At 39.5% G+C, this 22619-nt stretch carries 24 protein-coding genes and 1 riboswitch; of the genes, 18 read left to right on the top strand and 6 right to left on the bottom strand.

The window, feature by feature from the left end; all coding sequences use genetic code 11:
* The first annotated feature begins 39 nt into the window (after window positions 1-39).
* A complete protein-coding gene (locus POF52_RS19660) occupies window positions 40-471 on the top strand; it encodes a carboxymuconolactone decarboxylase family protein (RefSeq protein ID WP_013085363.1) in 432 nt (143 codons plus the stop codon).
* Window positions 472-508: 37 nt separating this feature from the next.
* Here the strand turns inward: POF52_RS19660 and POF52_RS19665 are convergent, their stop codons facing one another.
* Both POF52_RS19665 and POF52_RS19670 read right to left on the bottom strand, forming a co-directional pair.
* The gene (locus tag POF52_RS19665; RefSeq protein WP_271994257.1) at window positions 509-1711 is read right to left on the bottom strand and encodes an MFS transporter; all 1203 of its coding nucleotides are present in this window, start codon (window positions 1709-1711) and stop codon (window positions 509-511) included.
* Between the two features lie 129 nt (window positions 1712-1840).
* Window positions 1841-2635 carry an SDR family oxidoreductase gene (locus POF52_RS19670; protein ID WP_271994259.1) on the bottom strand — a complete coding sequence of 265 codons (795 nt, stop codon included), beginning with the start codon at window positions 2633-2635 and terminating at the stop codon, window positions 1841-1843.
* 170 nt (window positions 2636-2805) lie between these two features.
* Between POF52_RS19670 and POF52_RS19675 the strand changes: the two genes are divergently transcribed.
* Window positions 2806-3390 (top strand): DUF502 domain-containing protein, encoded by a 585-nt coding sequence (locus POF52_RS19675; RefSeq protein WP_013085360.1) that lies wholly within the window; start codon window positions 2806-2808, stop codon window positions 3388-3390.
* Window positions 3391-3414: 24 nt separating this feature from the next.
* On the opposite strand, the gene POF52_RS19680 is transcribed toward POF52_RS19675, so the two are convergent.
* On the bottom strand, window positions 3415-4287 hold the full coding sequence (locus POF52_RS19680) for a TetR/AcrR family transcriptional regulator (protein ID WP_271994261.1): 873 nt from the start codon (window positions 4285-4287) through the stop codon (window positions 3415-3417).
* Between the two features lie 269 nt (window positions 4288-4556).
* Here POF52_RS19680 and POF52_RS19685 point away from each other — a divergent pair, with 269 nt between their 5' ends.
* Together POF52_RS19685 and POF52_RS19690 are read left to right on the top strand one after the other, a co-directional pair.
* A complete protein-coding gene (locus tag POF52_RS19685) occupies window positions 4557-7667 on the top strand; it encodes an efflux RND transporter permease subunit (RefSeq protein WP_271994263.1) in 3111 nt (1036 codons plus the stop codon).
* 36 nt (window positions 7668-7703) lie between these two features.
* Complete coding sequence (locus POF52_RS19690) at window positions 7704-7841, top strand: hypothetical protein (RefSeq protein ID WP_014457868.1); 138 nt, start codon at window positions 7704-7706, stop codon at window positions 7839-7841.
* A gap of 33 nt (window positions 7842-7874) precedes the next feature.
* Here POF52_RS19690 and POF52_RS19695 read toward each other — a convergent pair whose 3' ends face one another.
* Window positions 7875-8048, bottom strand: a complete 174-nt coding sequence (locus POF52_RS19695; RefSeq protein WP_013085357.1) for a YozQ family protein — start codon at window positions 8046-8048, stop codon at window positions 7875-7877.
* Window positions 8049-8159: 111 nt separating this feature from the next.
* Complete coding sequence (locus POF52_RS19700) at window positions 8160-9146, bottom strand: ABC transporter substrate-binding protein (RefSeq protein ID WP_081363830.1); 987 nt, start codon at window positions 9144-9146, stop codon at window positions 8160-8162.
* Between the two features lie 181 nt (window positions 9147-9327).
* Here POF52_RS19700 and POF52_RS19705 point away from each other — a divergent pair, with 181 nt between their 5' ends.
* From POF52_RS19705 to POF52_RS19730, 6 genes are all read left to right on the top strand, one after another.
* Window positions 9328-10332 carry a FecCD family ABC transporter permease gene (locus POF52_RS19705; RefSeq protein ID WP_013085355.1) on the top strand — a complete coding sequence of 335 codons (1005 nt, stop codon included), beginning with the start codon at window positions 9328-9330 and terminating at the stop codon, window positions 10330-10332.
* Window positions 10329-11378 (top strand): FecCD family ABC transporter permease, encoded by a 1050-nt coding sequence (locus POF52_RS19710; protein ID WP_271994268.1) that lies wholly within the window; start codon window positions 10329-10331, stop codon window positions 11376-11378. Before POF52_RS19705 ends, POF52_RS19710 begins: the two co-directional genes overlap by 4 nt.
* Before the next feature lie 26 nt (window positions 11379-11404).
* Complete coding sequence (locus POF52_RS19715; RefSeq protein WP_013059664.1) at window positions 11405-12232, top strand: ABC transporter ATP-binding protein; 828 nt, start codon at window positions 11405-11407, stop codon at window positions 12230-12232.
* Entirely contained in the window at window positions 12222-12992 is a 771-nt protein-coding gene (locus tag POF52_RS19720) for an IucA/IucC family C-terminal-domain containing protein (protein WP_271994270.1), read from the top strand. Before POF52_RS19715 ends, POF52_RS19720 begins: the two co-directional genes overlap by 11 nt.
* The gene (locus POF52_RS19725) at window positions 12985-13242 is read left to right on the top strand and encodes a YusU family protein (RefSeq protein WP_271994272.1); all 258 of its coding nucleotides are present in this window, start codon (window positions 12985-12987) and stop codon (window positions 13240-13242) included. Before POF52_RS19720 ends, POF52_RS19725 begins: the two co-directional genes overlap by 8 nt.
* Before the next feature lie 173 nt (window positions 13243-13415).
* On the top strand, window positions 13416-14333 hold the full coding sequence (locus POF52_RS19730; protein ID WP_176585270.1) for a proline dehydrogenase family protein: 918 nt from the start codon (window positions 13416-13418) through the stop codon (window positions 14331-14333).
* A gap of 79 nt (window positions 14334-14412) precedes the next feature.
* Here the strand turns inward: POF52_RS19730 and POF52_RS19735 are convergent, their stop codons facing one another.
* Window positions 14413-14562: a YuzL family protein gene (locus tag POF52_RS19735; RefSeq protein ID WP_013059660.1), complete on the bottom strand. Its 150-nt coding sequence runs from the start codon at window positions 14560-14562 to the stop codon at window positions 14413-14415.
* 184 nt (window positions 14563-14746) lie between these two features.
* Between POF52_RS19735 and POF52_RS19740 the strand changes: the two genes are divergently transcribed.
* The 8 genes from POF52_RS19740 to POF52_RS19775 all read left to right on the top strand — a co-directional run bounded on the left by POF52_RS19740 (window position 14747) and on the right by POF52_RS19775 (window position 22290).
* Window positions 14747-17128, top strand: coding sequence for a 3-hydroxyacyl-CoA dehydrogenase/enoyl-CoA hydratase family protein (locus POF52_RS19740; protein ID WP_271994353.1), 2382 nt, complete (start codon window positions 14747-14749; stop codon window positions 17126-17128).
* Between the two features lie 12 nt (window positions 17129-17140).
* Entirely contained in the window at window positions 17141-18319 is a 1179-nt protein-coding gene (locus POF52_RS19745; RefSeq protein ID WP_028409611.1) for an acetyl-CoA C-acetyltransferase, read from the top strand.
* A gap of 23 nt (window positions 18320-18342) precedes the next feature.
* Window positions 18343-20127 carry an acyl-CoA dehydrogenase family protein gene (locus POF52_RS19750; protein WP_013085347.1) on the top strand — a complete coding sequence of 595 codons (1785 nt, stop codon included), beginning with the start codon at window positions 18343-18345 and terminating at the stop codon, window positions 20125-20127.
* A 116-nt stretch (window positions 20128-20243) separates the two neighbouring features.
* Entirely contained in the window at window positions 20244-20600 is a 357-nt protein-coding gene (locus tag POF52_RS19755) for an arsenate reductase family protein (protein ID WP_271994277.1), read from the top strand.
* 135 nt (window positions 20601-20735) lie between these two features.
* Window positions 20736-21119: a glycine cleavage system protein GcvH gene (gene gcvH / locus POF52_RS19760; RefSeq protein WP_013059655.1), complete on the top strand. Its 384-nt coding sequence runs from the start codon at window positions 20736-20738 to the stop codon at window positions 21117-21119.
* A gap of 79 nt (window positions 21120-21198) precedes the next feature.
* Window positions 21199-21444, top strand: coding sequence for a YusG family protein (locus POF52_RS19765; protein ID WP_013059654.1), 246 nt, complete (start codon window positions 21199-21201; stop codon window positions 21442-21444).
* A gap of 181 nt (window positions 21445-21625) precedes the next feature.
* Complete coding sequence (locus tag POF52_RS19770) at window positions 21626-21976, top strand: toprim domain-containing protein (protein WP_013059653.1); 351 nt, start codon at window positions 21626-21628, stop codon at window positions 21974-21976.
* A gap of 14 nt (window positions 21977-21990) precedes the next feature.
* On the top strand, window positions 21991-22290 hold the full coding sequence (locus POF52_RS19775; RefSeq protein ID WP_013059652.1) for a thioredoxin family protein: 300 nt from the start codon (window positions 21991-21993) through the stop codon (window positions 22288-22290).
* A 180-nt stretch (window positions 22291-22470) separates the two neighbouring features.
* Window positions 22471-22578, top strand: a riboswitch (SAM riboswitch).
* The last annotated feature ends 41 nt before the right edge of the window (window positions 22579-22619 follow it).

The following is a 22619-nucleotide window of genomic DNA, read 5'->3' on the forward strand; positions in this document are numbered from 1 at the left end:
CCGCGCGGTGTCAGTAAAAAATACGGAGGTTGATTTTACATGGCACAAGATAGTTATCAAAAAGGTTTAGATAAATTAATGGAATATACATTAACGAGTAACGATGATATTTCAACTCATTTAAAAATTACAGAAGACTTAAAAGATCTAGCTCCTGACGTTGGGAAATATATTATTGAATTTGCCTATGGAGACATTTATTCACGCCCGGGTTTAACCAATAAGCAACGAGCATTAGTTACCATTTCATCATTGGTCACTCAGGGTACAGAGCCTCAGCTTGAGCTGCATTTAAATACAGGTTTAACAGCTGGACTAGAGCCGAATGAAATTGTGGAGAGCATTATTCAATTAATCCCATACACAGGTTTCCCTCGCGTGTTAAATGCTTTAAGCGTAGCCAAGAAAGTATTCGCTCAGCGTGACGTGGAAGTAGAGGCAGATGAAAAAGAGCTGGTAGAAAATAAATAATAAGCACAACAAAGACGCTCTAAAAGAGCGTCTTTGTTTATGCGAGCTGCTTTTGTTTGGTTTCTTTTCCTAGAAAAACAACCGAACCAACACCGATTAAAATAGCTCCACAAAAGATTGAGAACGTAACGGTTAAAGACGTACCTTGCGTTGACATATATCCAACTAACAGAGGTCCTAAAATTCCTCCAATTCGTCCAAAAGAAGCAGCCATTCCAGCTCCTGTGCCTCGGATAGATGTCGGATATTGCTCAGGTGTATACGCGTATAAAGCACCCCAAGCACCTAAGTTGAAGAAAGACAACAGCATACCTGCTGTTAGCAGCAGCCAAAGTGACTCGGCATTTCCAAAGATATATGCGCTAGCAGCCGTACCTAACAAATATGTGACCAATACGAATTTTCGGCCCATGCGTTCAATAAACCAAGCAGCCGTATAATAGCCAGGCAGCTGAGCTAATGTCATAATCAATACGTATTCAAAGCTTTTGATCAAGCTAAATCCTTTAATGACCATGACGCTAGGTAGCCATAAAAACATGCCGTAATATGAAAATACAACGCAAAACCACAGAACCCACAGCATAATCGTAGATTGACGATAAGGCTTAGACCACACGCTTCTTACATTGTCCGCAATCGACGGTTTCTTTTCTTTTGTCGCTTCCACAAACTGAGGAGAATCTGGCAGTTTGATGCGCAAATAAATGGCATAAAACGCTGGGATAGCCGTCAGGATAAGCGCTAGCTGCCACCCGTAAGCTGGGATTACAAAGTAAGAAATAAGCGCTGCCAGTAGCCAGCCGAACGCCCAAAAACTTTCTAATAATACGACCACTTTACCGCGTTCTTCCGGCGCCACAGTCTCTGAAACAAGTGTAGAAGCAACAGGCAGCTCTCCTCCTAAACCCATTCCAATTAAAAATCGAAATACTAAAAAAGTAGCAAGGGTAGTAGTAAGAGCCGAAAGGCCGCTTGCCACTGAAAAAAGAACAAGAGTTACAATAAAAACGGTTTTTCGCCCAATTCGATCAGCCAGTAACCCAAACACCAAAGCTCCAACCGCCATTCCGATCGAGTTAACGCTGCCTATCCAACTCATTTCAGTAGGGGAAAGTCCCCATTCAGCGTGAAGAGCTGCAATGATAAAAGACAAAATGCCAACATCCATTGCATCGAAGAGCCACCCGAGTCCTGCGATGCCAAGAAGCTGACGTTCTGATAATTGTTTTGTTTTCATGTCTTCCTCCTAGAAGCAAAGAATTTTGCTTTAAGTTTACATCTGTCTTGACATAATGTCACGCCTATTTTAAAGAAAAAGTTCAAACGGAAAAGCTCTATACCTTATGGGATAGAGCTAATTTTATTCTCACATTTTATCGTAAAGCATTTTTCCAGGCCATGTATACGCCATATGACCGCCGTCTACAGTAATGCAATCACCCGTTACATATGAGCTGTCATCAGATGCTAAAAATAATACAGCACCGGCTACTTCTTCCGGTTTTCCTAGACGTCCCATCGGATCGACCCATTCATATGCTTTTCTGAATTTTTTTCCTTCTTCAGCGCCTGATAAATCATCAAGAAGAGGTGTTTCGATTGTTCCAGGAGCAATTGAGTTAACGCGAATACCTTCACGAGCGTAGTCAATTGCCATGGTTCTTGTTAAGTTGGTGATAGCACCTTTCGCCGCGTTATAGCCGGAACGGTCTAAGTCTGCTGCCAGTCCGGATACGGATGAATTATTAATAATCGATCCGCCATTTTCTAACATCAGCGGAATAACGTATTTGCTTACAAGAAACGTTCCGCGTAAATCAACAGACATTAAGCGATCCCAAAGTTCTACTGGATATTCGTGAAGCTTGCCGCCTTCTGTGTCTGTCCCGGCATTGTTAAAAAGAATGTCCACTTTTCCAAATTTCTTTTCAATTTCCGCCGTGAACTCTTTTACTTTTTCTTCTTCAGCTACGTCGATATAGTAGGCATGGGCTTCACCACCAGTATCTTTAATTTCTTGTGCTGCTTTTTTCACACCGTCTAAATTAATATCGGCACAAATAACAACCGCTCCTTCTTTCGCAAAGCGCTCAGCAGTTGCTTTTCCAATGCCAGAGCTTGATCCTGTAATCACTGCAATTTTTGATTCTAAACGTCCCAATTATATCCCTCCGCAAAAATAGATATATAAGTATGTATGTTCATGTACCCATCTATTATTTTGATAAAACGTCGTTAGTTTATACGTGTGCGAATAGAAATAAAGAGACGCAGCAAAACAAATCCATTGTATAATGAACAGCAGTATGTCAGAAAAAATGAGGTGTTGACATGAAAGCAATCATAAAAAGTTTTATTAATGGACTCTTAACGATTGTCCCTATTATCCTTGTTATTTATATTTTGGTAAGAGTGTTTAATTTTTTAGACAGCATTTTAGGAAACGTATTGAAGCCCTATATGAAGCAGGATTATATACCGGGGGTTGGGATCTTAGCGACTCTTCTTTTAATTACGTTCTTAGGATGGTTATCCACTCGTTTTTTTGCAGGGAAAATCATTAACTTAATTGACCGGTTGTTAGAAAGAATACCGCTTGTTAAAACGCTATATACCGTTATTAAAGATACGTTTCAATCTTTTCTTGGAGAGAAAAAGTCCTTTTCAAAAGTCGCTTTAGTGACGATGCCCGGCACGTCAATGAAAGTTATAGGGTTTGTGACCTCTGAAGAAGTAGAAGAGGTGATTCACTCGTTAAAAGACCACGTAGCCGTCTATGTTCCACAAACTTTTCAAGTAGCCGGTTTTACTTTTTTGATTCCAAAAGAAGAAATTGAATGGTTAGATATTAAGCCGGAAGAAGCTATGAAGTTCGTGTTATCTGGGGGAGTATCTAGTTCAAAAACAGAAAAATAACAGAAGGCTTGTTGAAGCCTTCTGTTATTTTTGTTGGAGTAAGGCTGTTAAAAGATTAAGCGGTTCTTCCAACGGTTTAAGTTCCGTTAAATTTCCAACCATGCCTTTTACAATAGCAGCGGTAGGCTTATCTTTTTTTAGCTCCGTTTGTAAAATGTGAAAGCTGTCTGCGTGCTCATCAGAAATATGATCGCTGGTGTCTAGCAGAAGTTTAATTTCCTCAAGAGCTTGTTTTACCTGCTCATTTTTACTGAGAAAAGTCGTTCTTTCCTTTCCGTATATATCTTCACCAAAAGAAGCAGGAATAAGGGGACGAGGTTTTCTAGCTAATAAATCTTCTACTAATACATCAACTCGGTCCATTATGTACTGTGCTACTTCTTTACATGTAAGTTCGAATTGATTGAAGATAATAATTTCTAAAAAGGAATGATGAATACCTTCAATGATTTTCGTTAAATCCGAGATATAAGGAGTTACGTCTTCTCCGTATACGCTAACGAGGCTTTTGCGATGGAAGTAAAACGTTTCTCGCTGCATTTTATGAACAAAGGTCTCCACTTCTTTGTTAAATGGAATAGATTTTTCACGAATTTGCATGATAATAAAATCTCTGTGCTCCGTAATAAATTCATAGAAATAGATAAGCTGATTCATATAGCGGCTGCGGGCATCGTTTACTTCCTCGTCGAGCGCATAAACAGAGCTAAACAGCTTTTCATAGTAAAAGTTTAGAATTGATAATAAAAGTGCATCCTTAGATTTGAAGTGCAGGTAAAATGCACCTTTTGAAATGTTGCATTCATCTACAATTTCTTGCACAGAGGTAGCATTAAATCCTTTTTTTGCAAAAAGCTTAATCGAAGCTTCAATTATTCTCTTTTCTTTTTCTTTCATGTATTCTACCTCCTTTATTGAACAATTTAGCCATTCATTTCGTTAGATAATAGTATCATACACTAAAAAAGATAAAGGTATATATCAAAGTTAAAACCGGGAGTCAGTTCCTTTAAAAAACGATTTATCGTAAATATGTCTTTATTATGAACAAGTCAGGAGAGAGCCTGCTTAGGGTTGACACTGACCGGTTAGTCATTTATATTTTAAGTTGTTGTGACCAATCAGTCAATTTTATTAGTATACATATATTTGAAGGAGGATATGCATTGGGGAAGTTTATTAAATTTTCATTGAAAAATAAATTTGCAGTATGGCTGTTAACACTCTTTGTCATTATTGCAGGGCTGTATTCAGGGTTTAATATGAAGCTAGAGACCATTCCTGATATTTCAACGCCTGTTGTAACAGTCAGTGCAACTTATCCGGGAGCCACTCCGGAACAAGTGGCAGATAAGGTGAGTAAGCCAATTGAACAAAAGCTTCAGGGACTGAGCGGTGTTGACACAGTTAGCTCATCTTCTTATGAAAATATGGCTACCATTCAAGTTGAATATAGCTTTAGTAAAGATATGGAGAAGGCAGAAGACGAAGTTAGACGAGCTCTTTCAAACGTAGATCTGCCAGATGATGTAGAGGAACCAAATGTTTCAAGACAAAGCATTAGTGATTTTCCGATTATTTCATTAAGCATTTCAGATGATAAAAAATCATTAGAAGAATTAACGAAGTATGTAAAAAATACCGTTGTTCCACAAGTTGAAAAAGTGCAGGGGATTTCTTCGATCAGCGTGTCAGGAGAACAAGTTGAAGAAGCAGAACTTGTATTCAAACAAGACAAGCTCAAGCAGCTGGGACTTGATGAAGATACGGTGAAAAAGCTTATCCAAGCATCTGATGCAAAAGTGCCGGCTGGTACGTATACGATGGATGGATCTCAAAAATCTGTTGTGGTAGACGGAAAGATGACAACAGAAAAAGATTTGGAAAACTTAGAGATTCCAGCTGTTCCTAGTGAAGGAGCTGCTCAAGATCAGCAACAAGGAATGAGCCAGAAGCAGACACAAGGAGCCGTTCAGCAGGCGCCGTCCGCAGCTTCTATTCCAACTGTGAAATTAAAAGAAATTGCGGATATTAAAGTGACGGGGAAAGCAGAATCTATTTCTCGCACGAACGGAAAACCTTCAATTGCTGTACAAGTTGTCAAAGCGAAGGATGCGAACACAGTAAATGTTGTAAATGATATTAAAGAAAAAATGAATAGCCTAAAAAAGAAAAACAAAGACCTTCACGTTGACAATATTTTTGATCAAGGTAAACCGATTGAAGATTCCGTTCATACGATGCTAAATAAAGCTATTATCGGTGCGGTCTTTGCGGTTATTATTATTCTTTTATTTTTACGTGATATCCGTTCAACGATTATTGCCGTTATTTCGATTCCGCTTTCGTTATTAATCGCCATTTTAGCGCTCAAATCAATGGATATCTCTTTAAATATTATGACGCTCGGAGCGATGACTGTAGCCATCGGAAGGGTTGTAGATGATTCCATTGTCGTTATTGAAAATATTTACCGCCGCATGGCTTATCAGGAAGAAAAGCTTAAAGGAAAAGATTTAATTGTCGCGGCAACGAAAGAGATGTTTGTTCCAATTTTCTCTTCTACAATCGTAACCGTGGCCGTATTCTTACCGTTAGGTCTAGTAGAAGGACCGGTAGGAGAGCTATTCTTACCGTTTGCGTTAACCGTTGTTTTTGCACTGTTAGCATCACTGCTAGTAGCGGTAACACTCGTGCCAATGCTTGCTCATTCGTTATTTAAAACAAATGTAAAAGTAAAAGAAGAAAAAACAAGCAAACTAGCGCACGGATATAAGCGAATTTTGAACTGGACGCTAAACCATAAGCTTATTTCCTTTGGGTTAGCCGTACTACTGTTAGTAGGAAGTTTATTCTTAGTTCCTTCTATTGGCGTGAGCTTCTTATCATCCGATCAAGAAAAAACGCTGACGCTTACGTATACACCGAAAGCCGGACAGTCTCAAAGCGACGTAGAAAAAGCAGCAAATCGCGCAGAAGCGTACTTGATGAAGCGAGATGGTGTCAAAACGGTTCAGTATTCGTTCGGTGAAGGTAACTCTTTTAATCCGGGAAGCAAAAATAACGTTTTAACATTTGTGCAATATGACGAGGATACACAAAACTTTGATAAAGAGCAGGATAAAGTATTAAAAGCTCTTAATAAACAAGCGAATCAAGGTGAATGGGGCTCAATGAATACAGCGTCTAGCGGCAGCAATAATTCATTAAACGTCCTTATTTACGGAGATAGCTTAGATGAAATCAAACCTTATGCTGATAAAGTTCAGCATGTTCTAGAAAAGCATAAAGAACTGAAAAATGTCGATTCTACGCTTTCAGATACGTTTGATGAATATACGCTAGTACCGAATCAAAAGAAAGCCGCTGAACTCGGCTTGTCTGCTAGTCAAATCGGCATGCAAATTTCGAACCTTGGACAGCGTGAAGTATTAACGACTATCCAAAAAGATGGAAACGAAATTAACGTATACCTTCCAAAAGAAAAAGAGGATTTCTCTACTTTTGCCGAACTTTCAAGCACAAAAGTGACCTCTCAAACTGGACAGGAAGTTACTTTAAATGAAGTTGTCGATATTAAAAAAGGTAAAACATCGAATACGGTAACTCGTCGTGATAATAAAATTTATGCAGAGGTAAGTGCCGATATTAAGAGTGACGATGTAGGCGGCGTTTCTTCTAACGTCCAAAAAGAAGTGAAGAAAATTGATTTGCCAAGTGATATGGATATTAACTTTGGCGGAGCATCAGAGCAAATTAATGACTCATTTAGTCAATTAGGAATTGCTATGCTCGCAGCCATCGGTATCGTGTACTTCATACTAGTACTGACATTTGGTGGAGGGCTAGCACCGTTTGCTATCTTATTCTCACTTCCATTTACACTTATTGGTGCACTAGTGGCGCTGTTAATCTCTGGAGAAACAATCAGCATTTCTTCGATGATTGGAGCTCTTATGCTGATTGGAATTGTGGTAACAAATGCAATTGTGCTGATTGACCGCGTGATTCATAAAGAGCAAGAGGGTCTGTCGACGCGTGAAGCGTTACTAGAGGCTGGAATGACACGTCTTCGCCCGATCTTAATGACAGCTATTGCAACGATTGGTGCACTGCTTCCATTAGCGTTTGGGTTTGAAGGTGGAGGCCTTATTTCAAAAGGGCTAGGGGTTACGGTAATCGGAGGACTAACAAGTTCTACGCTGCTTACGCTCATTATCGTTCCAATTGTCTATGAGTTTTTTATGAAGTTTAAGCGCAAAAAAGTAAAAAAGTAGAAGCAAAACAAATTTCCGCTTTTGAGGTGAATAGCGATGAAGTCAATTGATAAACTAATGAAACAGCTGATTCAACAAGGAATTAAAGCAAAGAAAGTAACGATTGATAAATCAAAGCGCCAGCAGTGGATGTCCATGTCATTGCCTAAAACGGCATGGCAGCATTCAAAATAAAAAAGAGCTGACTTAGAGTCAGCTCTTTTTTTATTAACGATCTGTATCTTCAAATGATCCTTCTTGATAGGCGTCGCTTACTTGCTCATGTGTTTCTGCTAGGCCTTGTGAGAGTGCATCTTGTCGGTTATAATCTTCTGTTTCGAACTGACGGTCAGCCATTTCATTTGTATCAGGCTGCTTTTTAGGCTGTTTTTTTGAATTCATTTTCACCACTCCTATTTAATAAAGTGAGACCACGGTTAGTGTGTGATGAAAGGAAATACATTATACATGCAAAAAGAGCTTCGATTCGTCGAAGCTCTTTCTTTCATATTATTATTGTTTTTTATCTAAGAAGATTTTTTCAATATCATCAAGTACGATATTAGCTGCTAACACACCGCCTGCTGTATTCCAAGTAGCATCATCTACTTTATGAACATGGTCTTCTTGAGCTACTTTTAACTTTTTGAAAAGCGGGTCGTTTATCCATTCTTTTTCAAGCTTTGTTGCTTCGCCGTCTCCCGTTTCATAAGAGAAGTAGAATAGCTGATCGCCGTCCATTGCCGGAATGCGTTCTTTTGTTGCATTCATTTCAGCAAAATCATTTTTGTCTTGAGATTCAGGGCGAGCAAAGCCAAGCTGATCTAAAATAACGCCTGAGAACGAATCTTTATGATAGATACGAACGTCTCCAGCTGTAAAGCGTACAACTGAGATTTTTTGTTTTAACTGATCACCAAGACGTTTCTTTAAATCTACTACGCGATTGTCATAGTCAGCTAATACTTCTTTACCTTTTTCCTCTTTATTCACAGCTTTTGCATATAGCTTAAAGTTTGACTTCCAGTCTCCGCGCAGCTCTTCAGAAAATACAGTCGGAGCAATTTGACTCAGCTGATCGTATACTTTTTCTTGGCGCATCTTATTTCCGATAATCAAGTCAGGTTTTAAAGCTGCGATTGCTTCTAAGCTTGGCTCGCTTTCTGTACCTACACTTTTAACGCCTTTCATCTGACCTTTAATATGGTCATACCACGGATTTCCTAACCATGATTGAACAGCACCCACAGGCTTTACACCCATTGCAAGAAGAGCTTCAGTACCTTCGTTTGTTAAAACGACTACTCGTTTAGGTGTTCCTTTAATCTCTGTTTTATCCATTGCGTGTTTTACTGTATAAGTTTCGCCAGAACCCTCAGTTTTTTCTTTTTTATTATCGTCAGCGCTGTTTGAATTACCGCAGGCTGCCAGCACAAGCAGTGTCATAATGGTAAGAATGGATAACAAATATGACAACTTGCCTTTAGAATATGTATTCACATCTCTTCCTCCTCTTAAGTGATAATGATTTTCATTAACAATTAAGATAATATTCTAACTTTTAAGCGGTGTCAATTAAAAATTGAAAATGATTCTCAAAATCATTGACACTTTTTTCAATGTTTCCTAAACTAAAGGTTAGATATATATATAGGAATCATCTTAGAGGAGAGCAATGAAAATGATGCTACGCAGTGTTCAAATGAAAGTAATGGGGCTCATCATTGGAATCATGCTGCTTTTAATCTGTATTGGATTAAGTATCGTACTCGGATACACAGATACAAGTATCAAGACAGCATTTGAAGCTTTTCAAGCGTTTAACGGTTCGAATGAGCACATAGTTATTCAAAATATTCGATTGCCGCGCGCTATAATCGGTGCTGTGGTAGGTATTTGTTTAGGAATTGCAGGAGCAATGATGCAGGCGTTAACGAAAAACCCACTTGCTTCACCAGATATTATTGGTGTGAACGCTGGGGCCAGCTTTTTTATTGTTGTTGCAGTGATGATTTTTTCGGTCAATTCACTTCAAGCTTTTACATGGATTGCATTTGTAGGAGCGGCATTAACCGTAGTGGTTGTCTATTTTCTTGGGTCCATCGGAAAAGAAGGATTAACGCCTATTAAATTGACGCTCGCAGGAGCGGCTATTGCAGCCTTTTTCTCTTCTTTAACACAAGGTCTGCTGGCTGTCGATGAATCTTCACTTGATCAAGTTCTCTTTTGGCTGGCTGGGTCTGTTCAAGGGCGCAAGGTGGAAATGCTGTATGGCATACTGCCTTATGTAGTGCTGGCAATTATTGTCACGTTTTTTATTGCTTCAAAAATTAATATTTTAACGATTGGTGAAGATGTAGCTAAAGGATTAGGTCAAAGAACGGCTCTTGTGAAAATTATAAGCGGGATCATTATTGCTATTTTAGCTGGTGGAGCCGTTGCAGTAGCCGGTCCGATTAGCTTTGTTGGAATCATTGTTCCTCATGTTGTAAGAGCAATTGTAGGACAAGATTATCGCTGGGTATTTCCCTATAGTGCGGTTGCCGGCGGGATTTTAATTTTATTAGCTGATGTTGCGGCCAGGTATGTCATTATGCCTCAAGAAATCCCTGTTGGAGTCATGACTGCTGTTATTGGTACACCTTTCTTTATCTATATGGCAAGGAAAGGGGCCAAGGCGTCATGAAAACATACTTATCTCTTCGCTTAAAGCGGATTTCATTTTTAGTTAACATAAAAGCAGCTTTGATTATCACTGGTTTTTCAGCTGCACTTATTGCTCTTTTTTTATTAAGTGCAGGTACGGGTGACTTATTTATCAATCCCTTTCGTGTGATTAACATTTTAGCGGGTCATGGACTGGAGTTTGAACGGTTAGTTGTTACCTCCTTTAGACTTCCGCGCATTATCGTTGCCATTTGTGCCGGTATTTGTTTAGCCATTGCAGGTGCTATCTTGCAGGGGCTTGTGCGAAATCCGCTTGCTTCACCAGACTTAATTGGATTAACAGGGGGAGCGTCAGTCGGTGTAGTGTTATTTTTGACACTATTTAGTGATAAAAGCAACTCGTTAACCGTAAGTATTAATTGGATGCCTGTTAGCGCATTTTTAGGTGCATTGTCAGTGGCGCTTTTACTTTATGTGTTTGCCTGGAAAAATGGCGTCTCTCCTATTACACTAGTATTAATAGGAATTGGATTAACAGCGTTAACGAAAGCTATGACCACGCTGTTTATGATTATGGGTCCTATCTACCGCGCCAGCCAGGCAAATATTTGGATTACAGGAACGGTGTATGGCTCAAACTGGGCCAGTGTTTCCGTACTAGTTCCTGTTACAATAGGGCTGGTTATAATCACGATTTTAATGATTCGGAATTTAAATGTTCAAGAATTAGGTGAAGAAATTGCGACTAACGTTGGAAGTCGCGTTCAAAAAAATCGATTGGCACTATTACTGATGAGTACAGCTTTAACAGGAAGCGCCGTTGCATTTGCCGGCGGAATTAGCTTTGTAGGATTGCTTGCTCCACATATTGCCCGAAAGCTGGTAGGTTCTTCATTCGGAGCTTTAATACCGCTATCGGCACTAATCGGAGCGATTTTAATCACAGCAGCAGATTTAATTGGCCGAACATTTTTCTTGCCAATCGAAGTGCCAGCAGGTGTATTTACAGCTGCAATTGGCGCACCGTACTTCATTTATTTACTATACAAACAAAGAAACGTATAGCATTCTTTGTAGAAGGAGCGATTCGCATGCATTCGTTAGAAACAAAATCGCTAACATTATCATATGGAGAAGCGATGATTATAGATGAGCTTGACGTTACCATCCCAAAGGGTGAGATTACGGTTTTTATCGGCAGTAATGGATGCGGAAAATCTACGCTGCTGCGTTCACTAGCAAGATTATTAAAGCCACATGCCGGCTCTATTTTACTAGAAGGCTCTAAAATTTCCTCTCTTCCTACCAAGGAAATTGCAAAGCAGCTAGCAATTCTTCCGCAAGGTCCTGTTGCACCTGAAGGGCTGACAGTGCTTCAGCTTGTTAAACAAGGGCGCTATCCGTATCAAAATTGGTTCCGTCAGTGGTCTCAAGAAGATGAAGAAAAAGTACAAAATGCACTCGAAGCAACAGGGTTAGCAGACTTGGCTGATCGTCAAGTTGATTCGCTTTCTGGAGGACAGCGTCAGCGCGCATGGATTGCTATGACATTAGCACAAGATACGGATATTATTTTACTTGATGAACCGACAACGTATTTAGATATGACGCATCAAATTGAGATCTTGGACTTGTTGTTTGAACTGAATGAAAAAGAAAATCGTACCATCGTAATGGTGCTGCATGATTTAAACTTAGCCTGCCGCTATGCTCATCATATTGTGGCGCTTCAAGATAAAAAAATCTATGCACAGGGAAGACCAGAAGAAGTCATTAACTGCGATTTAGTACAGCGAGTCTTTAATATGAACTGTGAAGTGACGGTGGATCCGTTATTTGGAACGCCTCTTTGTATTCCTCATGGGCGCGGACGATGTATTGTGAATAAGTTGCGCGTTGAAACGCAGCATGCTCAATAAGAAAGAGCAAAGCGAGTTAGCAGAAAAATTCCGCTGTACGTTTGAAGATAACTCGCTGTATAGATTGTCTCCCTCCAGCTGCATGGACGAAAGCACGCTGAGGGTGCAGCTGCTATGGATTCAACAGACGATGGAGGCTGATAACTTGAGAGCAGCTGCTTCCATGTTAGCGAAGCGGTATAGCTTTGTTGTGGTGGCGGCTTTGTATTCATTTATTGTGTTTCAAAAAAAGATAAACGCATCGACTAAAAATGTTTCGTTGCATACAGAAGACGCTGAAACGATGTGGCTCCCAAAAGTGTTCATCTCAGAAATTGAGACGAAAGAAGTAACAGAGGACAATCGGAAAATTCTTCTTGATGAACTTCTTGATGAATTGTTTGCTCATCACATTGAGCGGATATGGTCATCACTGCGTAAAGTGACAAAAATCTCGAAGCTGACGCTGTGGGAAAACGTAGCTGTTTATATCCACTGGCTTTATAATTTGCTTTTAGCAAATGAAGAAATAGAAAATGTGCAAGTGCAAAAGAATTTACGATATGTGTTGGAAGAAGCTGAGGGTCATCACTTTGGCTCATACCATCATAATCCGCTTGCTCGGTACAGTTCACCTCCTTCATATTTAGAGAAGCAAAAGCAGGAGATAAGGGTTCGGCAAACGTGCTGTTTATCTTACCAAACAGGAGCTAAAAAGACTTATTGTCAAACGTGTCCGGTTATTTGTAAACCAAAGAAAGGAGTGATTGTGCATGAGTAAAACCTTTCAAGAGCAATTCGACGGTTTAATTGAAAAGTATACGGAACTAATGGTTGGTCAAAGTGACGAACAGCTGCAGGAAAAAGTAAAAATGTGGGTACTTTACAACCATATCTCAAAATCTATGCCGCCTTTAACAAAGCATTGGAATCAATTATATCCGGAAGCAAAAGCGGAAATGGTCGAGATTGTAAAGGAAATCAAAGAGCTGAATGAAGCGCATCGAGCGTCACGGCGAAAACCAGAATAAAAACATTCATCACGAAGCTGATGGATGTTTTTTTATCCAAAAGCTCTCGGTCGCTTTTGGTTTTTGTGTGCATATGTTAATAAAGGGTGCCTATCTAGTTTGGAAAATGGTAAAATTAATGATAATTAAATAAATTTTGTGAGGCGTATGACAAGTGAAGGCGGGGGGTTGCTTTGGAACAAACGATAAAAAACTTTTTTTTATTGTTATCAAAAAGCAAAAAGTTAACAAAGCTGGCTAAGCGCTATGGCTTACGTTTTGGAGCAGCACGTTTTGTTGCAGGGGAAACCATCGATGAAGCTGTTAGTGTGATAAAAAAGCTAAATGAACAGGGATTAAAAGTAACGATTGATTATCTTGGCGAGTTTGTGGAAAGTGAAGCTGAAGTTGATCATGCCGCAGCTCAATGCATAAAGGCCATTCACCTTATACACAAAGAAAGGTTAGATTCAGAAATTTCTTTAAAATTAACGTCTATGGGACTGGATATTTCAGAAGATTTGGCACTTCATCATATGCGGCGTATTCTTGAAGAAGCGGAAAAATATAGCGTATTTGTGACGATTGATATGGAGGACTATAAGCGATGCAGCAAGACGATTAAGCTATTTAAACAATTAAAAAATGAGTATGAACACGTAGGGACGGTGCTTCAAGCATACTTATATCGAACAGAAAGTGACATCCGTGAATTAGATGCTTATGCTCCTAAATTAAGGTTAGTGAAAGGGGCGTACAAAGAAGCAGCAGACGTGGCGTTTCCTGATAAAGAAGACGTAGACGAAAACTTCAAAAACATAATTGGGCTCCACTTATTAAACGGTCACTACACAGCAGTTGCTACTCACGATGAACGAATCATTCAGTATGCAAAAGAGTTTGTTAAAAAGCATGGAATTTCAATGAATCAATTTGAATTTCAGATGCTATACGGCATTCGATCAGAAAGGCAAGTTCAGCTCGTAGCAGAACAATATAAAATGAGAGTGTACGTTCCTTATGGTACGGACTGGTATGGCTACTTTATGAGGCGCCTTGCAGAAAGACCTGCAAATGTCGCATTTGTCTTAAAAGGAATCGTAAAAAAATAATAATGAAATGGTCGTGATGACAAAGTAAGAAATAATCAAAAATCGAACATGATTCGATTACTCATGTTCGATTTTGAGGTTAATGTCCTTGAGTGTTATGCTTTGTGTACTGTTGGTTTTGAGATGTCTTTTTGCCGCGGCCGTGCGGTTCATTAACCGGTCCAGCATTTCCTTTTACGCTTGCTGCGCTTACGCCTGCTGACGATGGATCCTTCTTTAATTTGCTCACAAAATCACCTCCTGTGTATTAAGATAACCAAACACATCAAAAATAGTTAGAGATAATATTGTGAATATATTGCGAAAATTTAAAAAATGTTTTATAGTAAAAACAGAGATTAACAGTGACTCTCTTTTTTTACGCATAAAATGAATGACCATTCATTCAATATATTAAAGGGGATGTGGGGATAATTATGAACATAAAAAAAGCCGCCGTTTTAGGTTCAGGAGTTATGGGCTCTGGAATTGCAGCTCATTTAGCAAATGTAGGAATTCCAACGCTTTTGCTAGACGTGGTTCCAACTTCATTAACAGCAGACGAGGAAAAAAAACAGCTAACGCTTGAAGATAGGCAAGTGAGAAATCGGTTGAGTACAACTGCTCTAGCTAAATTAACGAAGCAAAAACCGGCACCTTTAACGTCGAAGTCATCACTATCGTTAATTACGCCAGGAAATCTTGAAGATCATTTACAGCAGTTAAGCGAGTGTGATTGGATTATTGAAGTAGTAGTGGAACGTCTTGATATTAAACAGCAGTTGTTTGAAAGAATTGACAGTGTACGAAAAAAAGGAAGTATCGTAAGTTCAAATACTTCAGGAATATCGATCCACGAAATGGCTAAAGGACGCTCAGATGATTTTAAAGCGCATTTTCTAGGAACGCACTTTTTTAATCCACCGCGTTATTTAAAGTTATTAGAAATCATTCCAACTCATGACACAAAATCAGAAATTGTTGAATATATGAAAACGTTTGGTGAAGATGTATTAGGTAAAGGAGTAGTTATTGCAAAAGATACGCCTAACTTTATCGCCAACCGTATCGGTACGTACGGTTTACTTGTGACCGTTCAAGAAATGTTAAAAGGCAATTACAGCGTGGGAGAAGTCGACTCTGTGACGGGCCCCTTAATTGGAAGACCAAAAAGCGCAACGTTTCGAACACTAGACGTAGTGGGTCTAGACACATTTATTCATGTGGCCAATAATGTATTTGACAAAGTAGAAGGCAAAGAAAAAGAAGTGTTCGATGTCCCTTTATTTATGAAACAGATGCAGGAAAATGGCTGGCTGGGAAGCAAGTCAGGGCAAGGCTTCTTTTTGAAGAAAGGAAAGGAAATTTTGGAACTTGATCCTAGTACACTTCAATACGTCGAGAGAAAGAAGTTAAAAACAGCTTCTACCGAATTAAGCAAGCAGGCAAAAGGGCTGCAAAATAAAATGAAAGCGCTTATATATTCTGATGATCGTGCCGGACAGCTTCTTTGGAATGTGATCAGTCCCGTTCTTGTATATGCAGCACAGTTAAAAAATGAAATCGCCGACGATATCGTGGCCGTTGATCAAGCTATGAAGTGGGGATTTGGCTGGAAAATGGGTCCTTTTGAGACATGGGATGCAATTGGTTTAGAAAAGTCAATTGAGAAGATGGAGCAGTCTGGTTTAGCAGTTCCGCAGTGGGTAAAACAAATGCAGGAAAATGGATTTACAAGCTTCTATAAAGAAATGGAAGGTCAAACGCTTTACTACGAAGATGAAGAGTATAAAGCGGTAAAAGAAAATAAAAAGGTGATTCACCTGTCATCTTTACGTTCTCAAAATAATGTCATTTTAGAAAACAGCGGAGCGAGCTTAATTGATTTAGGAGATGATGTGGCGTGCCTGCAGTTCACCTCTCCTAACAATGCAATCGGGCTAGATATTATTAGTTTATTAAATCAGTCTCTTGAAGAAGTGAATAAGAACTATAAAGGGCTGGTCATAGGAAATCAAGGGAAAAATTTCTGCGTTGGCGCTAACTTAGCTATGATTTTAATGGAAGCGCAAGATGACAATTATTTTGAAATTGAATTTGTCATTAAACAATTTCAACAGGCAATGATGAAGGTGAAATACAATGAAAAGCCGGTTGTTGCAGCTCCATTTGCGATGACTCTTGGAGGCGGAGCAGAAATTTGCTTACCGTCAGCTAAAATTCAAGCTTCTGCTGAAACTTACATGGGCCTTGTAGAAGTAGGAGTCGGACTCATTCCTGGTGGAGGAGGTAATAAGGAGCTTTATATCAAACAGCTAAATGGTTTACCTAACGGTGTAACGCTCGATCTTCAGCAAATTGCCAATAAAACATTTGAAACAATTGCTACTGCAAAAGTATCTGCTTCTGCTGCAGAAGCTAGACAGCTAAACTTTTTAAACCGCCATGATGGCATCAGCGTAAACGGAGATCACTTGCTGAATGATGCGAAGAACTCAGTCCTTGCTTTACATGACACGGGCTATAAACCGCCTGTAAGAACTAAAATTCCTGTGGTTGGAGAAACAGGATATGCAACGTTGCTGCTAGGAGCTCAATCCATGAAGTATTCAGGATATATATCAGAACATGATTATAAAATTGCTAGTAAGTTAGCATTTGTGTTAGCCGGAGGACGTGTAGCGTTTGGTTCGGAAGTTGATGAAGAGTATTTGCTGGACTTAGAGAGAGAAGCGTTTTTAAGCCTTGTTGGAGAAGCGAAGTCTCAAGAACGTATGCAGCACATGTTAGTTAAAGGAAAACCACTGCGTAATTAAGGGGGAGAAAAAATGAGAGAAGCAGTTATTGTAGCAGGTGCTAGGACACCGGTTGGAAAAGCAAAAAAAGGTTCACTGGCAAGTGTTAGGCCTGATGATTTGGGAGCCATTGCGGTTAAAGAAACTCTTCGCCGAGCAGGCGGATACGAAGGACCAATTGATGATTTAATTATTGGTTGTGCGATGCCTGAAGCAGAACAAGGTTTGAATATGGCTCGAAATATTGGCGCTCTTGCGGGTTTGCCTTATACGGTGCCAGCAATAACGATTAATCGTTATTGTTCATCAGGTTTGCAAAGTATTGCCTACGGTGCAGAACGAATTATGCTAGGGCAAGCCAAAGCCGTGTTAGCTGGAGGAGCAGAATCAATGAGCTTTGTTCCGATGTTTGGAAACGTAGCGCGTCCAAATGTTCAGCTGGTTGAAAATGCGCCGGAATATTATATGGGCATGGGACATACAGCAGAACAAGTAGCGATGAAATACGGCATTTCACGTGAAGACCAGGATGCGTTTGCTGTACGCAGCCATCAAAAAGCAGCAAAAGCACTTCAAGAAGGGAAGTTTAACGACGAAATTGTTCCGGTGGAAGTGACGCTTCGAAAAGTGGATGAAAACAATAAGCTCCGTGAACAAAAACTGATGTTCTCTCAAGATGAAGGAGTTCGTCCTGGCACAACTGCGGATGTATTAGGAAAACTTCGTCCAGCTTTTTCGGTTAAAGGATCCGTAACAGCTGGAAACTCTTCGCAGACAAGTGACGGAGCTGCATCCGTTTTTCTAATGGATAAAGAGCAAGCTGAAGCAGAAGGGTTAAAGCCTTTGCTTAAGTTTCGCTCATTTGCAGTTGGAGGAGTTCCGCCTGAAGTAATGGGGATTGGCCCGATAGCTGCCATTCCTAAAGCTCTTAAACTAGCAGGGCTGGAGCTTTCTGATATCGGATTGTTTGAATTAAATGAAGCATTTGCTTCTCAAGCACTTGGCGTTATTCGTGAATTAAATATTAATGAAGATAAAGTAAATGTAAACGGAGGCGCTATTGCCTTAGGTCATCCATTAGGCTGTACCGGAGCTAAGCTGACTCTTAGCTTAATGCACGAAATGCAGCGTCGAAATGAGCAGTTTGGAATTGTCACGATGTGTATTGGCGGAGGAATGGGAGCTGCTGGTGTATTTGAATTGTTAGCATAATCATTTCAAAGGGGGATATGAACATGTCAAATAAAACAAAACAAATGATTAAAGGTGGAAGCTTTTTAATTGAAGAAGGCGATGCAAGCCGCGTCTACACGCCGGAGGATTATACATCTGAACAAAAGATGATTGCCAAGACGACAGATGAATTTGTAGAAAATGAAGTCCTTCCACAAGTGGAATATTTAGAAAAGCATGAGTTTGACCGTTCTGTAAAGTTATTAAAACAAGCTGGTGAATTAGGTTTACTTGGTGCAGATGTACCGGAAGAATACGGTGGACTCGGTTTAGATAAGATTACCTCGGCTTTAATTGCTGAAAAAATGTCTCGAGCAGGCGGATTTTCCATCACTCATGGTGCTCACGTAGGAATTGGGTCATTGCCAATCGTCTTATTTGGAACAGAAGAGCAAAAGCAAGCATATTTACCTGCTTTAGCAGTTGGGGAAAAAATAGCAGCATATGCGTTAACAGAACCTGGTTCTGGTTCCGATGCCCTGGGTGCTCGAACAACAGCTCGCCTTAATGCAGAAGGTACACACTATGTGTTAAATGGAGAAAAACAGTGGATTACGAATGCCGGATTTGCTGATGTGTTCGTGGTGTATGCGAAAATCGACGGCGATAAATTTTCTGCTTTTATCGTTGAACGAGAATTCCCAGGCGTTTCGGTTGGACCGGAAGAGAAGAAGATGGGAATCAAGAGTTCATCAACAAGAACGTTGATTCTTGAAGATGCGCTTGTTCCAAAAGAAAACGTGTTGGGTGAAATTGGAAAAGGTCATGTGATTGCGTTTAACATTTTAAATATTGGGCGCTATAAGCTTGGGGTTGGAGCAGTTGGAGCAGGTAAACGTGCGTTAGAAATTACGTCTCAATATGTTAACCAGCGTCAGCAGTTTAAAACGCCCATTGCTAAATTTTCATTAACCCAAGAAAAGTTAGCAACAATGGCTTCTAAATTGTACGCAACTGAAAGCTCCGTCTATCGTACGGTAGGACTTTTTGAAGACCATATGGGCCAGCTTTCAGAAGAACAGCAAAAAGACGGAAAACAAATTGCCGCTTCCATTGCTGAATATGCTATTGAATGCTCATTAAACAAAGTGTTTGCCACGGAATCTCTTGACTACATCGTAGATGAAGGGGTGCAGCTTCACGGAGGCTATGGTTTTATGAGTGAGTATGAAATCGAGCGCTTGTATCGCGATTCCCGCATTAACCGTATTTTTGAAGGGACAAATGAAATTAATCGTCTCTTAGTACCAGGCACGTATTTACGCAAAGCGCTAAAAGGAGAGCTTCCGCTGCTTCAAAAAGCACAAACGCTTCAAGAAGAATTGATGATGCTTATGCCGCAGGAAGTAGGCAATGAGCCGTTAGATCAAGAAAAAATGCTTGTGCAAAATGGAAAGAAAATTGCGCTCTTGCTTTTAGGTCTAGCTGCACAAAAGTATGGCAAAGAATTAGAGAAAGAACAAGAAATTCTCGTTAATATTTCCGATATGATTAGTAACGTATATGCAATGGAATCCACTGTTTTACGTACTGAAAAAGCGATTTCCAAAACAGGTGCAGATCAAAACAGCTTGAAAGTAAAATATACGCAAGTATTTTGCCAAGAAGCATTTAATCGAATTGAAGCAGATGCAAAAGAAACGTTAATTGGCGTTGAACAAGGTGATACGCTTAGAGTCATGCTTTCGTCTCTTCGCAAGTTAACGCGCTATACACCAATCAATGTGATTAGCGTAAAGCGCGAGATTGCAAAAACACTTCTAGAAGTAGAGAAGTTCACAGTTTAAGGGAAAAAGGAGCTCGCTTCGCGAGCTTCTTTTTGTTTAAGAAGCCTCTATCTAGGTAAATGATAAAGGATGTGTTAAAATACGAAAAAAGCTTAAAATAAAGGGTGGTTGACGAAATGTCATTATTTTTTTATTCATATCCAAAGTGTGGTACGTGCCGAAAAGCAAAAAAGTGGCTGGATGATAACGGAGTAGCATATGAAGAAATTCATATTGTAGAAAACCCGCCAACAAAAGAGCAACTGCAGTCTTATTATCAGAACAGCGGCTTAGAATTAAAAAAATTCTTTAATACAAGCGGTAAAAAGTATCGCGAATTAGGGCTTAAAGATAAAGTAAGCAGTGCGAGTAAAGACGAACTGCTGTCTATTCTTGCGTCAGATGGCATGTTAATTAAGCGTCCGCTGCTAACAGATGGACAAAAAGTAACGCTTGGCTTCAAAGAAGAGCAGTTTGAGGACGTGTGGAAGTAAGTTTTCAAATAGAAAATTTTTACCTTTTACGTTACACTGTTAATAGGAAGTTATTTTAGGTTGTAGAAAGTGTTCTCCACGTTGAAGGCGCTTTTTATATAAACAAATTAAGATACATATTTTGGAGGGATTAAGATGAGTACACCAAAAGATTTGCGTTATTCTGAAGAGCATGAATGGGTAAAAACAGAAGGAGACGTTGTCCGTGTAGGTATTACACATTTCGCTCAAGCTGAGCTTGGCGACATCGTATTCGTTGAACTGCCAGAAGTAGGAGCAACAGTAGAAGCTGACGAGCCGTTTGGCAGCGTTGAATCAGTAAAAACAGTTTCTGAGCTTTACGCACCAATTAGCGGTGAAGTTGTAGCAGTAAACGATAACTTAAGCGATAGCCCTGAACTTGTTAATGAATCTCCATACGAAGAAGCATGGATGATTACAATCAAACCGTCTGATGCTTCTCAAGTAGACAAGCTAATGACAGCAGAGCAATACGAAGAAATGACAAACGAAGGATAATATTCCTCCATAAATTGTCTTTATGAAAAGTTTTTGACTGGACACTCTATTAGTAAACAAGCTAAAGGAGTGTCTTTTTATGTTTGAAAAACAAAAAATGGACGTTACAGATCGCGTTACAGCTAAATTTCATGACGGCGGCATGAAATTATATGTTGATAAGCAGCCAATTGGTGAAGTTAGTTACGGAACAAGCGGCAATGAATACCGCTTTGAAGAAGGATATTCGCAAGAAAATAATAAGTTCTACCAATATACGGATGTACAAAAGCAAGGTGAAACGCAAAAATATACAGACTGCGACGAAGAAGCAGGATGGTGCTAAACAGTGGCAACTGCCGCTGTTTTTCTTGTTTTATGGAAACAATATGGCTTAAGCTGCCTTTTAAAACAGTTCTTTCTTGCAAATTTCTTTTAAAAAACAGGTGAACTGTGATACATTAACGAATATTGTATAGCATAAAGAAATGATGTTACTATACAACTGACGATTATGGGTGATGAAAATGGGGCTAATTGAAATTGAAAAAGTAATTATTGTTGAAGGAAAATCAGATAAAAAACGTATCCAAGATATCATTCGAGAACCAATTGAAATTATTTGTACAAACGGTACGATTAGTTTATCAAAGCTGGATGAAATTATTGACTTTACGTTTAACAAAGAGGTATACATACTCGTTGACTCTGATGATTCAGGGAATAAGCTAAGAAAACAATTTAAACGAGAGCTTCCGGAAGCAGAGCATCTATATATTGATAAAATGTACCGAGAGGTTGCTGCCGCCCCTAGACATCACATAGCAACAGTATTACTGAGTGCCAATATCGATGTTAATGCAGAATTTTTAACATAAAAGGAATGAGCAACATGCAAGAATGGAGCGAAAAACAGCTTGACGATCAGTTAAAAGAAGGACAAAGAGCGTTTATCTTTTTCCATACACCTTTTTGCGGGACATGTCAGCTGGCAAAAAAAATGTTAACCGTAGCAGAAGCGATGCTGCCCGGTGTGACCATCGGAATGAGCAATTTAAATTATATGCCTTCAAAAGCAGAAGTATTTTCAATTGAAAGTGTACCTTGTTTGATTGAAGTGAAAAATGGCGAAATGGTAAAAAAACTCTATGCGTTTCATTCCATCGAGCACGTACTTGAAGAGCTTCGATAATCAAACGTTTGTTTAAAATGAAGAAATTGAAAGAGAGCAAACCGTTGGGGCTGTTGAAATATTGGGATATTATCCCAAGAACAAAATCTGTTGACAGCCTATCTGACACATGCTAAAATCACACTCATGAATGTTCATAAATGAATGAATATTTCCCAAAAACAAAATAATTGTTGCGAACTCTTATCAAGAGAGGTGGAGGGACTGAGCCCTGTGAAACCCGGCAACCGTCAGACTAACTGAAATGGTGCCAATTCCTGCAAAGCTATGCGCTTTGAAAGATGAGAGAAAGGATTAAATATAGAGCCTTTCTGTCATGCGCAGAGAGG

Source organism: Priestia sp. AB (assembly GCF_028369225.1).
Taxonomy (GTDB): domain Bacteria; phylum Bacillota; class Bacilli; order Bacillales; family Bacillaceae_H; genus Priestia; species Priestia megaterium.